Source organism: Chromobacterium sp. LK11 (assembly GCF_001043705.1).
In the GTDB taxonomy this organism is placed as follows: domain Bacteria; phylum Pseudomonadota; class Gammaproteobacteria; order Burkholderiales; family Chromobacteriaceae; genus Chromobacterium; species Chromobacterium alkanivorans.
In genome coordinates this window covers 78,908-93,068 of record NZ_LDUR01000003.1, presented here as the reverse complement: position 1 = coordinate 93,068, position 14,161 = coordinate 78,908, and the positions used below count along the sequence as shown (strand labels likewise).

Below are 14,161 nucleotides of genomic sequence, written 5' to 3'. Positions count from 1 at the left end.
TGAGGCGTGTGGCTTAGAGCCTGTTCAAAGTCTCGCGAGCAAGGGCGAGACAAGGCGAAAACAAGCGAAAAAGCGGAATGTACAAGTGGTACATGAGCATTTTGAGCTTGTTTTCAACGCCGTATCGCTGAAGCGCAGCAGACTTTGAACAGGTTCTTAGAGCCTGTTCAACGCCGTATCGCCGAAGCGCAGCGACTATGAACAGGCTCTTAGAGCTTGCCGGCCACCCAGGCCTGCACGCCGGCCAAGGCCGCCGCCAGGTTTTCCGGCTGAGTGCCGCCGGCCTGGGCCATGTCCGGACGGCCGCCGCCCTTGCCGCCCACCTGCTGGGCGACGAAGTTGACCAATTCGCCGGCCTTGAGCTTGGCGGTCAGGTCGGCGGTGACGCCGGCCACCAGCGCCACCTTGCCGTCGCCCTTGGCGGCCAGCACGATGGCGGCGGAACCCAGCTTGTCTTTCAGCTTGTCCAGGGTTTCGCGCAGCGCGGTGTTGTCAGCGCCCGGCAGTTCCACCGCCAGCACCTTGACGCCGTTGACGTCGGCGGCGCTGTCGGACAGGCTGTCGCCGGCGGAGGCGGCCAGCTGGCCCTTGAGCTTGGCCAGCTCTTTTTCCAGCGTCTTGACGTTGTCCTGCAGGCTGCCGATCTTGGCGGCCACTTCGTCCAGCGTCTGCGCTTTCAGCGCGCCGGCGGCTTCTTTCAGCAAGGCGTCCTGCGCCTGGATGTAAGCGATGGCGCCTTCGCCGGTGACGGCTTCGACGCGGCGCACGCCGGCGGCGACGCCGCTTTCCGCGACGATCTTGAACAGGCCGATGTCGCCGGTGCGCTGCACGTGGGTGCCGCCGCACAGTTCGGCGGAGAAGTCGCCCATGGTCAGCACGCGCACTTCATCGCCGTATTTTTCGCCGAACAACATCATCGCGCCGGATTTCTGCGCGGCTTCCATGCTCATCACTTCGGCCTTGACCGGCAGGTTGTGGCTGATCACGCGGTTGACCACGCGCTCCAGCTCGGCGATCTGCTCGGCGCTGACCGGTTCGCCGTGGGCGAAGTCGAAGCGGGTGCGCTCCGGATTCACCAGCGAGCCCTTCTGCGCGACATGGTCGCCCAGCACGTGGCGCAGCGCCGCGTGCAGGAGGTGGGTGGCGGAGTGGTTGCGGGCGCTGGCGGCGCGCGCGTGCAGGTCTATGGTGGCGGTCACGCTGTCGCCGACGGCCAGGCGGCCGCGGGCCAGCTTGCCCTTGTGGCCGAACACCGCGGCCTGGATCTTCTGGGTGTCGTTGACGTCGAACAGCGCGCCGATGCCGCCTTGCAGCGAAATCTCGCCGACGTCGCCGACCTGGCCGCCGCCTTCGGCGTAGAACGGGGTGTCGTCCAGCACCACGATGCCTTCTTCGCCGGCTTCCAGCGCGGCGACGGCTTCGGTGCCCTTGAACAGCGCCAATACCCTGGCGTCGGTGCTGGCGGAATCATAGCCGTGGAAGCAGGTGTCGGCGCCGCTGTAGCTGACCTTGCCGGTCATCTTGAAGCTGGAGCCGGCGCGGCCGCGCTCGCGCTGGGCCTCCATCGCGCGCTCGAAGCCTTCCAGATCGGCGTGGATGTCGCGTTCGCGGCAGATGTCGGCGGTCAGGTCCACCGGGAAGCCGAAGGTGTCGTACAGCTTGAAGATGGTGTCGCCGTCAAGCGCGGTCTTGCCGCCTTCCAAGGCGGAGTCGACCAGGCCCATGCCGATTTCCAGCGTCTCGGCGAACTTGATTTCCTCGGCGCGCAGCGCGTCTTCGATATGCGCCTGCTTCTCGCGCAGTTCCGGATAGGCGTCGCCCATCTCGGCCACCAGATCGGCGACGATCTTGTGGAAGAACAGGCCTTTCTGCCCCAGCTTGTAGCCGTGGCGGATGGCGCGGCGGGCGATGCGGCGCAGCACGTAGCCGCGGCCTTCGTTGGACGGCAGGATGCCGTCGGCGACCATGAAGCAACAGGCGCGGATGTGGTCGGCGATCACTTTCAGCGACGGCACGTCCTGGCTGTAGCCAATGCCGGTTTCGCGCGCGGCGGCGCGCACCAGGCAGGCCAGCGCGTCGGTCTCGTAGTTGGACTTGACGTGCTGCAGCACGGTGGACAGGCGTTCCAGGCCCATGCCGGTGTCTACCGACGGCTTGGGCAGCGGATGCAGGGTGCCGGACTCGTCGCGGTTGAACTGCATGAACACGTTGTTCCAGATTTCCATGAAGCGGTCGCCGTCTTCGTCCGGGCTGCCCGGAGGGCCGCCGGCCACGCTCGGGCCGTGGTCGTAGAAGATCTCGGTGCAGGGGCCGCAGGGGCCGGTGTCGCCCATGGTCCAGAAGTTGTCGGACGCGTACGGCGCGCCCTTGTTGTCGCCGATGCGGATGATCTTGTCGGCCGGCAGGCCCACGCTCTTGTGCCAGATGTCGTAGGCCTCGTCGTCGGAGGCGTAGACGGTGACCAGCAGCTTGTCCTTGGGCAGGTTCAGCCACTGTTCGCCGGTTAGGAATTCCCAGGCGAAGGTGATGGCGTCTTGCTTGAAGTAGTCGCCGAAGCTGAAGTTGCCCAGCATTTCGAAGAAGGTGTGGTGGCGCGCGGTGTAGCCGACGTTTTCCAGGTCGTTGTGCTTGCCGCCGGCGCGCAGACATTTCTGGCTGGTGGTGGCGCGGGTGTAGTCGCGCTTTTCAAAGCCCAGGAACACGTCCTTGAACTGCACCATGCCGGCGACGGTGAACATCAGCGTGGGGTCGTTGCCGGGGATCAGGCTGCTGGAGGGCACCACCTGATGGTTTTTGCCGGCAAAGAAATCCAGGAATTTCTGGCGAATTTCAGAGGTTTTCATGTTTGATTTCGTAAGATTGCGAATTCTGGGCCGCTTTGGGGGCTTGAACCCAGAGCGGCGCGGACAGCTGATTGTGTCAAGCCGCGCCGGCGCTGGCAAGGGTTTCGGCGCGACGCTTGAGCGCCTGGTTCATCAATTCGAAACCCTTGCGGGCGTCGGCCAGCAAGGCCTGACCGAACAGCGGCAGCAAGAAGCCGCTGAAAGTTTCGCCGTGATGCAGCCGGGTGCCGCCGTTTTCCAGCGCTTCCAGACGGAAACTGTGGCGGCCGTCCAGCAGGCCGGGCAGCAGCGCTCGCCCCAGCCACGCCAGCTCGTCCGCCGTTTGCAAGACCTCCAGCCGCGGGCGGAAGGTCAGCCGCGGCCGGCCGGGCGGATGGATGCTGACCACCAGCCGGGCGCCTATCTGCTGGCGGCCGTGCAGGCCGACGATGAAGGGGTTCCACGCCGGATAGGCGGCCCAGTCGCACAGCACGCGCCAGACCGCGGCCGGTTCGGCGTCTATGTCGATCTGGGTGGCGATGCTGCGCGTTTGCATGCTCAGTCCTCGTCGGCGGGAAAGTCGTCGTCGTCGGCGCCGCTGAGCACCTTGGCGATGACGGACATCGGGAAGCCGCGTCCGGCCAGAAAGCGGATCTGGCGCGCGCGCTCCTGCGGCGTGTCCGGCATGCGGCCGAACTTCTTCCGCCATTGCGCCTGGGCGGCGGCCAGGTCGTCGCGGCCTTGCAAGGCGTCGCGGATCAGCTCGGCGTCCACGCCGCGCTGGCGCATTTCCTGTTGCAGCCGGCGGCTGCCGTAGCGCTGGCCCTTGCTGTCGGCGAACTGCTGGGCGAAGCGCTGATCGGACTGCCAGCTGTGTTCGGCCAGATCGTCCAGCAGGGCGCTCAATTGTTCCGGGCTTTCCGCAAACGGAGCGAGCCGCCGCTCCAGCTCCCGCCGCGTGTATTCGCGGCGGGACAGGAGGTCGACGGCTCGCGCCCTCAGGCTTTTTTCCATTCGGGAAATCAGGCGTCGAGCGCGTCGTCCGCGAACTCTTCGTCCGGCTGGCCTTCGGTGATTTCCACTTTGATGCCCACCGCGTCGCGGATCTTGCGTTCCACTTCGGCGGCGATTTCCGGGTTGGACTTCAGCCACTCGCGGGTGTTGTCCTTGCCCTGGCCGATCTTCTGGCCGTTGTAGGCGTACCAGGCGCCGGACTTGTCGATGAAGCCGTGCTTGACGCCCAGCTCGATGATTTCGCCCTGGCGGGAGATGCCCTCGCCGTACAGGATTTCGAAATCGGCCTGGCGGAACGGCGGCGACACCTTGTTCTTCACCACTTTGACGCGGGTGTCGTTGCCGATCACTTCCTCGCCCTTCTTGATGCCGCCGGTGCGGCGGATGTCCAGGCGCACGGAGGCGTAGAACTTCAGCGCGTTGCCGCCGGTGGTGGTTTCCGGGTTGCCGAACATCACGCCGATCTTCATGCGGATCTGGTTGATGAAGATCACCAGGGTGTTGGTGCGCTTGATGTTGCCGGTCAGCTTGCGCAGCGCCTGGCTCATCAGGCGGGCTTGCAGGCCGACGTGGCTGTCGCCCATCTCGCCTTCGATTTCCGCCTTCGGCACCAGCGCGGCCACCGAGTCGATCACGATCAGATCGACGCCGCTGGAGCGCACCAGCATGTCGCAGATTTCCAGCGCCTGTTCGCCGGTGTCCGGCTGCGAGATCAGCAGGTCGTCGACCTTGACGCCCAGCTTTTGCGCATATTGCGGGTCCAGCGCGTTTTCCGCGTCGATGTAGGCGCAGGTGCCGCCCAATTTCTGCATCTCGGCCACCGCTTGCAGACACAGGGTGGTTTTACCGGACGACTCCGGGCCGTAGATTTCCACGACGCGGCCGCGCGGCAGGCCGCCGACGCCAAGCGCCAAGTCCAGACTCAGCGAGCCGGTGGAGACCACCTGCAGGTTTTCGTTGATCTGGTTGTCGCTCATGCGCATGATCGAACCCTTGCCAAATTGCTTTTCAATCTGGGCAAGGGCCGCGGCCAACGCTTTGCTCTTGTCTTCGGATGCCATGCTGTCTCCAGTGTGGGGCGCTAAACGAAATGAATGGTCGGCCAGCGGCGGCAAGCGTCCTGTTGGCGGAAAAACCCGATGCCGGACAGGGGTTTGCGGGGCGCGGGCGGGGAAGGCCCGCCGCGCTTGCGTTTGCTGCGCCGATAGCCGAAAAGATGGCGTCGATTATCTCATAAAGCCTTGGCCAACGGCAGGGCCGCTTGCCGGCGATACCGTCCTTCGGGACGGGAAAGCGCGATCTCGCTTGAAAAAGTTGTGATTGCGACCACTTTTACAAGTGTCCACCCTGTGTACAATGAAGCCATCATGATGAACGAACGCGCGCAACACCTGCTCAAGGTCCTGATCGAACGCTATATCGTCGACGGCCAGCCGGTGGGGTCCAAGACCCTGTCGATGCTGCCCGGCGTCGAGCTGTCGTCCGCGTCCATCCGCAATGTGCTGGCGGAACTGGAGGCGATGGGGCTGATCGCGGCGCCGCACACCTCGGCCGGCCGGGTGCCCACCGCGCGCGGCTACCGCATGTTCGTCGATCGCCTGCTGACCATCCGGCCGCTGGAAGAGGCGGCGCTGCACGAGCTGGAGCTGAACCTGCAGCCGGACAGCCCGCAGCGCATCGCCCAGTCCGCGTCCTCGCTGCTGTCCGAACTGACCCATTTCGCCGGCGTGATCGTCACGCCGCAGCGTTCCGACATCGCCTTCCGCCAGATCGAATTCCTGCGCCTGTCCGAGCGACGGGTGCTGATGATTCTGGTGACGCTGGACGGCGACGTGCAGAACCACTTGCTGACTACGGAGCGCGACTACACCCCGTCGGAACTGATAGAAGCCGGCAATTTCATCAACCAGCATTACGCCGGCCAGGGCCTGGACAGCATCGCCAGCCGGGTGGCGGACGAGTTGCGCCAGTTGCAGGGCGACATCGCCGAGCTGATGTCGGCGGCGATCCGCCTGGGGCAGAGCTCGATGGCGGCCAGCAGCGCGGCGGTGGTGGTGGCCGGCGGCAGCCGGCTGCTGGAGGTGAGCGACCTGTCCGAGGACTTGTCGCGGCTGCGCCGGCTGTTCAATGTCTTCGAACGCAAGACCGAATTGCTGAAGCTGCTGAACCAGGGGCGCGAAGCCCAGGGCGTGAACATTTTCATCGGCGAGGAGTCCGGAGTGGTGACGCTGGACGAATGCTCGGTGGTGACCGCGCCTTATCGGATCAACGGCCAGGTGGTCGGCGCGCTGGGCGTGGTGGGGCCCACCCGGATGGCTTACGAGCGGGTGATACCTATCGTCGACATCACCGCGCGGCTAGTGTCCAGCGCCTTGTCGTTCCGCGCTTAGCGTTTGGCCGCGAGCTTGCGGGGTCCGTGGTCGTGTTTTCGCGCCGCGTTCTTTAGGGGAGCGCGGCAAAGTCAAAAATCCAATCAGAAACCAGCCCATGAAATCTTTGCTTAAACTGGCCCCGTTGGCGGCCCTGTTCTCCTTCCAGCTTGCCCAGGCCGACGCCGCCTTCCTGGCGCGTCCGGACGTGCAGCGCTATATCGACGAGCAGGTAGCCGGCGGCCAGTTCAATCGCCCGGAGCTGGAGGCGGTGTTCGCCAATGTCGAACTCAAGCCCAACATCATCAAGATCCTGGACAAGCCGTCCACCTCGCGGCCTTGGTATCAGTTCCGCAATTCCACGGTGGGGGAAAAGACCATCGCCGACGGCGTGACGTTCTGGCGCGCCAACGCGGCCGCGCTGGCGCGCGCCGAGCAGCAGTACGGCGTGGCGCCCGAGCTCGTCGTCGCCATTCTGGGCGTGGAGTCGCATTACGGCCGCAACACCGGCAGCTTCCGCCTGGTGGACGCCTTGTCCACCATAGGCTTCGATTACCCGCGACGGGCGGAATTCTTCCGCAAGGAGCTGACCGAATTCCTGCTGCTGGCCAAGGAGGAGGGCAAGGACCCGCTGACGCTGAAAGGCTCTTACGCCGGCGCGATGGGCTGGCCGCAATTCATGCCGTCCAGCTTCCGCAAATGGGCGGTGGATTTCGACGGCAGCGGCCACCGCGACATCTGGAGCGATCCGGACGACGCGATCGGCAGCGTGGCCAATTACTTCCAGCGCCACGGCTGGCGCCACGGCGACGACGTGATCCTGCCGGCCAGCGTGCAGCCGGGGCCGCAGATCGATCAGCTGATCGCCGACAAATTCAATCTGCACTACACCGTGGGCGAGTTGAAGAAAATGGGCGTGACGCCGCAGGCTCCGGTGGCCGACGACGTGCCGGCGGTGCTGGTGCCGCTGGAAACGGCGCCGGGCGTGACCGAATACTGGCTGGGCCTCAACAACTTCTTCGTGATCACCCGCTACAACCGCAGCACGCTGTACGCCAAGGCGGTGCAGGAAATCGCGGATCAGCTGCGCCAGCGCTATCTGGCGGGCCAGGCCGCAACCCAGCCGTGACGCCGCGCGCCGCCCGCCGCGGCGGCGCGAAACCTGTCGCCACGCGCGGCAATTGCCATTAAAATCCGCCCCCATGAGCTATCAAGTCCTTGCCCGTAAGTGGCGTCCCAAGCGCTTTGCCGATCTGGTCGGCCAGGAGCACGTGGTGCGCGCCTTGACCAACGCCCTCAAAGAACAGCGTCTGCACCACGCTTATCTGCTGACGGGGACGCGCGGGGTGGGCAAGACCACCATCGCCCGGATTCTGGCCAAGAGCCTGAACTGCGAAACCGGCACCACCGCCGAGCCTTGCGGCGAATGTTCGGCCTGTCGCCAGATCGACACCGGCCGCTTCGTCGATCTGCTGGAGATCGACGCCGCGTCCAACACCGGCATCGACAATATCCGCGAAGTGCTGGAAAACGCCCAGTACGCGCCGACGTCCGGCCGCTTCAAGGTCTACATCATCGACGAAGTGCACATGCTGTCCAAGAGCGCCTTCAACGCGATGCTGAAGACGCTGGAGGAGCCGCCGGCCCACGTCAAATTCATCCTGGCCACCACCGACCCGCAGAAAGTGCCGGTCACGGTGTTGAGCCGCTGCCTGCAGTTCTCGCTGCGCAATATGACGCCGCAGCAGGTGGCCGGCCACCTGGCCCACATGCTGGACGTGGAGGGCATCGCCTACGAGGCGCCGGCGCTGGCCTTGCTGGGCCGCGCCGCTTCCGGCTCGATGCGCGACGCGCAGTCGCTGCTGGACCAGGCCATCGCCTATGGCCTGGGTGAGGTCAAGGAAGACGGCGTGCGCGCGATGCTGGGCGCGGTGGACCGCCGCTACCTGTTCGCTCTGCTGCAGGCGCTGGCGGCCGGCGACGGCCCGCAGCTGATGGCCGAAGCCGACGGCCTGGCCGAACGCGGCGTCAGTTTCGAAGGAGCGCTGAGCGAACTGGCGGTCTTGTTGCAGCAGCTGGCGCTGCTGCAGACCGTGCCGCAGGCGGTCGCCCAGGACGAGCCGGAGCGCGACGCGCTGCAGGCGCTGGCGGACGCCATCGCGCCGCAGGACGTGCAGCTGTATTACCAGATCGCCATCCACGGCCGCAAAGACCTGGCGCTGGCGCCGGACGAGCACGCCGGCTTCAATATGACCCTGCTGCGCATGCTGGCCTTCCATCCGGCCAACGCCCGGGCCGAGGCCGCGCCGGCGCGCCCGGCCGCCGGCGCGCCGACGCGTCCGCTGCCGCCGCAGGCTCAGCCAGCCCCGGCCGCGTCCGGAGGCGTTTCGCCGGCCGCGCGCGCCTTGCAGGCCGCCGGCCTGAGTTCGCCGGCCGCGCGCCAGCCGGCGCCGCCGCCTGCGCAGGACAGCGCCCCGGCGGCGGAACCCGAACCCGAGCCTGCCGCGCCAGCCCCCGTGCCAGTCGCGGCCAGGCCGCCCGCGCCGGTCCGTCAGGCCGCGCCGCCGCCCGAGCCTGAGCCCGAGGAGGAAGACGCTGCGGACGACGGCGACGTCAGCCCCGACGACGTGCCCTGGGATCAGGGCGCGGCGGCGGACGAGGAAATGCCGTCCTATTTGCAGGCGCCGCCGGAAGAGCCGGCCGATTATCGATTCGACGGGGATTGGCAGGCGCTGGTGACCGAACTGGGCGTCAAGCTGGGCGCGGCGCGCATGCTGGCCCATAATGCGGTATTGAAGGACTGGGACCAGGACCGCCTGGCGCTGGCGGTGCCGGAGAGCTTCCGCCACATGACCAGCCGCGATTATCAGGACAAGCTCAAGCTCGCCTTGCGCGAGCGCTTCGGCCGGCCGGTGGAACTGGCGGTGACGGTGGAAGAGCTGGGCCTGGAAACGCCGGCGATGAAAGACGCCCGCCATAGGCAGGAGCAGTTGGACATCGCGCGCGAGAATATGAAAAACGATCCGGTGGTGCAGCAAATGGTGCGCGAATTCGACGCGACGCTGCTCATCGAAACCATTCAACCCGTGAAGGAGTGAAACGATTATGTTTGGCAAAGGTGGCATCGCCGGCCTGATGAAGCAGGCCCAGCAAATGCAGGACAATATGAAGAAGGCGCAGGAAGAACTGGCCAAGGTGGAAGTGGAAGGCCAATCCGGCGCCGGCATGGTCAAGGTGGTGATGACCTGCTCCCACGACGTCAAGCGCATCAGCCTGGACGACAGCCTGCTGGACGACGCCAAGGAAGACAAGGAAATGCTGGAAGACCTGATCGCCGCCGCGTTCAACGACGCGGTGCGCAAGGTCGAGGCCACCACCCAGGAAAAGATGTCCGGTTTTTCCGCCGGCCTGAACCTGCCGGCCGGCATGAAGCTGCCGTTCTGATCGCGTCGGTTTCGGCATCCGGATGGCTCGGCGCGCGCCGGGCCATTTTTGCGTTGACCCTGGGGTAGCCATGCGCCGATTCGCCCATTTCACCGTGCGCAGCCGCCTGCGCGCCGACGCCGACCGGGTGTGGGCACACGCGACCAGCGCCGCCGGCATCAACGACGAATTGAGGCCCTGGCTCGGCATGCGCTTGCCGGGCAAGGTTCTGCCCGCCGGGCTGACGCCGCCGGCGCGCATCGGGCGGTGCTGGATTCTGTTGTTCGGCCTGCTGCCGGTGGAATGCGACGATTTGGGGCTGACGCGGCTGGAGCCGGGCGCCTTCGACGAGCGCTCGACCATGCTGAGCCAGCGGCGCTGGCTGCACCGGCGGCGGGTGCGCGCCTTGCCCGAAGGCTGCGAAGTGGTGGACCGCGTCGGCTTCGCGCCGCGCGCGCCGCTGCTGTTGACACTGCATTACGGCATTTTCCGTCTGGTCTTTGCCTGGCGGCACGCGCGTCTGCGCCGCCGTTTTTCCCGATTGTGAAAGCGATGAAGAACCCTCCCGCTCTAGACCATCTGATCTCCGCCCTGAAAGTGCTGCCGGGCGTCGGGCCCAAGACCGCGCAACGGATGGCCTTCCATCTGCTGCAGCGCGACAAGAAGGGCGCGGACAAGCTGGCGCGCGCGCTGGACCGCGCGCTGACCCAGCTGACGCACTGCGAACGCTGCAACACTTTCAGCGAAACCCCGCTGTGCCCGATCTGCGCCGACGAAGAGCGTCGCCAGGATTTGCTGTGCGTGGTGGAGATGCCGGCGGACCTGCTGACGCTGGAGCAGGCCAAGTGCTTCGACGGCCTCTACTTCGTGCTGATGGGCCGCATCTCGCCGCTGGACAATGTCGGCCCGCGCGACATCAACCTGGACAAGCTCTTGGTCAGGGCGGCGGACGGCGCGGTGGAGGAGGTGATCATCGCCACCAATTTCACCGCCGAAGGCGAGGTCACCGCGCACATGATCGCCGAATTGCTGAAGGAGCGCGGCCTGAAGGTGACGCGCATCGCGCGCGGCATGCCGGTGGGCGGCGAGCTGGAGTACGTGGATCTGGGGACCTTGGCGCAGGCGGTGTACGAGCGCCGCGGCGTCGGCCAGTAACGGCGGGCCCGGCGGGGCAAAAAAAGCAGGCCGGACGAGCCGGCCTGTAACAGAGGAACATCTGAAGCAGTGGGATGGCCTGCCGCATGCGCGGCGGGCCGTCGCGTTTTTAGGACAGCGCCAGTTCGGCGGCCGCCTGCGCCGCCGGCTTGGCCGGGGCGTTGAAACGGTCCGCCAAGAAGGGCGTCACGTCCAGCGGCGGCGTCTCGCCGCGCACCAGCGCGTCCAGCATCACGCCGGTGATGGCCGAGGTCAGGATGCCGGTGCGGAAATGGCCGCAGGCGTTCAGGTAGCCGTCCACGCCCTGCATCGGCCCCAGGATGGGCAGTTCGTCCGGGGAGCCTGGGCGCAAGCCGGCCCAGCAGCGCTTGATGTTGATGTTCTTCATCTCCGGCAGGCAGCGGATCGCGCCCTTGACCAGGCCGGCGATTTCCGGATAGGTGTTGCTGACGTCGAAGCCCTTGTCCTCGGTGGTGCTGCCGATCAGGATCTCGCCGTTGTCCTTCTGCGCGATATAGCAGTCGCTGGTGGTGATGCAGCCGCGCAGCAGCTTGGGCATTTTCTCCGACAGCACGATCTGGCCCTTGACCGGTTTGACCGGAATGCCCACGCCGGTGGCCCATTGGCTCAGCTCGGCGGCCCAGGAGCCGGCGGCGTTGATCAGGGTGTGGCAGTGGAAGTCGCCGGCCTCCAGCGTGCGCACGCCGGTGACGCGCGAGCCTTGCTTGAGCACGCCGGTGACATTGGTGTTGAAGAACACGTCGACGCCGTTCTGGCGCGCCGCCTCGGTGTAGGCGTCGGTCAGGCGGAAGGGGCTGACCTGGTGGTCGCACAGGAATTCCAGCGCGCCGGTGGCCTCGTGGCTGATGTAGGGTTCGTTCTCGCGCAACTGGGCCTGGTCCACCCAGCGCACCTGGTCGGACAGGTGGGGAATCTGCGCGGCGATGTGTTCGGCGTAGAGCTGGTCTTCCTCGTCGTAGATCACGAACTTGAGCCCGGTTTCCTCGAACTTGAAGTCCATGCCGTGGTTTTCGATCAATTCCTGATGTAGGGCCGGGTACAGCGCGTTGGAGGCCAGCGCGAAATTGAAGAAGGATTCCGGCAGGATGTGCGGGGTGCTGGCGTCCACGGCGATGGCGGCGCCGGCCGCCTCGCGCTTGTTCTTGGCCGACGTCATGCGGAAGAAGATCACGCCGCAGCCCAGGCCCACCGATTCGCCTATCGCCCACAGGCCGCCGGCCGAAGCGCGAGAAGCGTTGCCGGGGCGCTTGGCGTCGATCAGCGCGATTTTCAGGTCTTTGCGTTTGGACAGCTGGTAGGCGCAAGAGGCGCCGATCACGCCGCCGCCGGCGATCACGATGTCGTATTGTCTGCTCATGGTCAGGCCTCTTCGGTTTCGGTTTGGAAGGCGGAGAACGGCAAGGGGTCCAGCGGGAAACGCGGCCGGATCCAGCCCACGTCCGCCTTGCCGGTGTGCTCGCGCAGACGGTCGCTGCAATAGCCGACGCACATCTTGCCCTGGCAGTCGCCCATGCTGACGCGGGTTCGCATCTTCAGGCTGATCAAGTCCTGCACGCCTTGCTCCAGCGCGGCGTCGATGTCCTTGCGCAGCGCGTTCTCGCAGCGGCAGATCACCGTGTCTTCCTGCGGCAGCGCCAGCTGTCCGCTGCCGCGCTGGGTGAAGCTGTCTATGCCCACGCGGAAGCGCAGCACCGCCTTCAGTTCCGCCAGGTAGCGCTGGCGGTTTTTCTCGGCCAGTTCGGCGCTGATCGCGCCGCGCTGCTTGAGGATGGACTGGGCGGCGATGCGGCCGCTCAGCATGGCGGCTTCGCCGCCGCGCAGTCCGCCGATGTCGCCGGCCAGGTGGATGTGGGCTTCGCTGCTTTGCTGCCAGCCGTTGATTTCCGGCTTGAGGAAGCCGTCGGCGTCGTAAGCGTGGCGCAGGCCCATTTGCTGGGTCAGCTGGGTGCGGGGTATGAAGCCGTAGCCCACCGCCAGGGTTTCCGTGGCCAGGCTGACCGCGCGGTTCAGGTCCGGCGTCCAGTTGTCGTCGTAAGGCGCGACGGTGACTTCCTGCACCTCTTGTTCGCCGGTGGCCTCCACCACGCCCCAGCCGTAGTGCAGCGGCACGCTGTGGCGCTTCAGGTAGGCCAGCATGCTCAGGCCGTCCAGGAACAGCTGCGGCTTGTTCAGCATGGCCAGGGTTTCCTTGGCGATGCGGCCGAAGGAGCTGGCCTCGTAGACGCCCTGGACGTCGGCGCCGGCGCGGTGCAATTGACAGGCCACCAGCGGCAGCAAGGGGCCGGTGCCGACGATGGTGGTGCGGCCCAAGGGCTTGACCACGCCGCTCTTGATCTGCAGCTGCAGGCCGCCCAGCATGATTACGCCGGGCAGGGTCCAGCCGGGGAAGGGCACGCTGCGCTCGTGGCAGCCGGCGGACAGCAGCAAGTGTTCGAAGTCTATCTTCTCGACTTTTTCCTGTTCATTCAGCGCGTATAGCCATTGGCCGGCTTCGCCGCCGACGACGCGGGTGTTCAGCTTGATCTCCACCGCGTGGCTGACTTGGGCAAACTCCGCGTGCAGGGCCTGCATCGCGTCGCGGTAGCGTTCGCCCAGATAGTCCAGGGTCACGCCCTGGCGCAGCGGCCCGCGGTACACCACGCCGCCCAGGCGCGAGGCTTCGTCTATCAGGGTGCAGGGCAGGCCGTGCTTGACCAGCTCGATGGCGGCGGCCATGCCGGCCGGTCCGCCGCCGACGATGATGGGGCGCGCGCTCATTGCAGGCCCTCCAGCTCGATGCGGTTGGCCGCGGTTTCCACGGTCATGCCGGGCTGCACCACGGTCTGGCAGGCGCGGCGCTTGTAGCGGCCGTCGATGCGCACCAGGCAGCAGTGGCACACCCCCATGCCGCAGTAGGAGCCCATGGTTTGCTGGCTGTCGTTGCGGCTGACGCGGCGCAAGCCGACGGCGTTGAGCACGCTGAGCACGGTCTCGCCCTGCGCGGCGGCGACGGTGTTGCCATTGATGTTGATGGCGATTTGATCTTCATTCAATTTCTGAATGTCATATTTTCTGTCTAAATTTGGCATCGAAATAGCTCGTTCTGGTTCTACTGACACGAAAGGGGCGCCGGATGACGCGCGGTGTGGACAGTCGCTTCCGGCCGCGAGCGATTTGGTCGCGTCTGATTTTGGTCAGACAATCAGGCGATGCGGCGATGACCGTGGCCTAATTATGATGAATCGCTTTTTAATTGTCGCAAGCATTGTTATCGCATTGTATGGGTACAGGCAATGTACAGATTACTGTGATCAGATGTATACAGATTGGCGACGACGGCAGGAGTGGGGCGAGCTATGACTGGGTAATTGTGATTTT

13 protein-coding genes are annotated in these 14,161 nt (G+C 65.8%); 6 read left to right on the top strand and 7 right to left on the bottom strand.

Translation table 11 applies throughout. From position 1 onward, the window contains the following. Positions 1-209: 209 nt before the first annotated feature. From alaS to recA, 4 genes are all read right to left on the bottom strand, one after another. Positions 210-2,843 (bottom strand): alanine--tRNA ligase, encoded by a 2,634-nt coding sequence (alaS, locus tag VK98_RS01795; RefSeq protein ID WP_048412407.1) that lies wholly within the window; start codon positions 2,841-2,843, stop codon positions 210-212. A 76-nt stretch (positions 2,844-2,919) separates the two neighbouring features. Then, a complete protein-coding gene (locus tag VK98_RS01790) occupies positions 2,920-3,378 on the bottom strand; it encodes an SRPBCC domain-containing protein (RefSeq protein ID WP_048412406.1) in 459 nt (152 codons plus the stop codon). Positions 3,379-3,380: 2 nt separating this feature from the next. After that, the gene (gene recX / locus VK98_RS01785) at positions 3,381-3,836 is read right to left on the bottom strand and encodes a recombination regulator RecX (protein ID WP_048412405.1); all 456 of its coding nucleotides are present in this window, start codon (positions 3,834-3,836) and stop codon (positions 3,381-3,383) included. Positions 3,837-3,844: 8 nt separating this feature from the next. Further along, positions 3,845-4,897, bottom strand: a complete 1,053-nt coding sequence (gene recA, locus VK98_RS01780) for a recombinase RecA (protein WP_043591738.1) — start codon at positions 4,895-4,897, stop codon at positions 3,845-3,847. A 306-nt stretch (positions 4,898-5,203) separates the two neighbouring features. Between recA and hrcA the strand changes: the two genes are divergently transcribed. From hrcA to recR, 6 genes are all read left to right on the top strand, one after another. After that, positions 5,204-6,226 carry a heat-inducible transcriptional repressor HrcA gene (hrcA, locus tag VK98_RS01775; RefSeq protein WP_048412404.1) on the top strand — a complete coding sequence of 341 codons (1,023 nt, stop codon included), beginning with the start codon at positions 5,204-5,206 and terminating at the stop codon, positions 6,224-6,226. A 97-nt stretch (positions 6,227-6,323) separates the two neighbouring features. Further along, the gene (gene mltB, locus VK98_RS01770; protein WP_048412403.1) at positions 6,324-7,334 is read left to right on the top strand and encodes a lytic murein transglycosylase B; all 1,011 of its coding nucleotides are present in this window, start codon (positions 6,324-6,326) and stop codon (positions 7,332-7,334) included. Between the two features lie 73 nt (positions 7,335-7,407). Beyond that, on the top strand, positions 7,408-9,303 hold the full coding sequence (gene dnaX, locus VK98_RS01765) for a DNA polymerase III subunit gamma/tau (RefSeq protein WP_048412402.1): 1,896 nt from the start codon (positions 7,408-7,410) through the stop codon (positions 9,301-9,303). Positions 9,304-9,310: 7 nt separating this feature from the next. Next, positions 9,311-9,649: a YbaB/EbfC family nucleoid-associated protein gene (locus tag VK98_RS01760; RefSeq protein WP_048412401.1), complete on the top strand. Its 339-nt coding sequence runs from the start codon at positions 9,311-9,313 to the stop codon at positions 9,647-9,649. Between the two features lie 70 nt (positions 9,650-9,719). Beyond that, the gene (locus tag VK98_RS01755; protein WP_048412400.1) at positions 9,720-10,175 is read left to right on the top strand and encodes a hypothetical protein; all 456 of its coding nucleotides are present in this window, start codon (positions 9,720-9,722) and stop codon (positions 10,173-10,175) included. Positions 10,176-10,180: 5 nt separating this feature from the next. After that, a complete protein-coding gene (gene recR, locus VK98_RS01750) occupies positions 10,181-10,783 on the top strand; it encodes a recombination mediator RecR (protein WP_048412399.1) in 603 nt (200 codons plus the stop codon). 109 nt (positions 10,784-10,892) lie between these two features. Here recR and hcnC read toward each other — a convergent pair whose 3' ends face one another. Genes hcnC through VK98_RS01735 form a run of 3 tightly spaced genes read right to left on the bottom strand, consistent with a single transcriptional unit; the run spans position 10,893 to position 13,836 of the window. Beyond that, complete coding sequence (gene hcnC / locus VK98_RS01745) at positions 10,893-12,161, bottom strand: cyanide-forming glycine dehydrogenase subunit HcnC (protein WP_048412398.1); 1,269 nt, start codon at positions 12,159-12,161, stop codon at positions 10,893-10,895. Positions 12,162-12,163: 2 nt separating this feature from the next. Then, a complete protein-coding gene (locus tag VK98_RS01740) occupies positions 12,164-13,561 on the bottom strand; it encodes an NAD(P)/FAD-dependent oxidoreductase (RefSeq protein ID WP_048412397.1) in 1,398 nt (465 codons plus the stop codon). Further along, entirely contained in the window at positions 13,558-13,836 is a 279-nt protein-coding gene (locus VK98_RS01735) for a (2Fe-2S)-binding protein (protein ID WP_275899845.1), read from the bottom strand. Before VK98_RS01735 ends, VK98_RS01740 begins: the two co-directional genes overlap by 4 nt. Positions 13,837-14,161 lie beyond the last annotated feature (325 nt).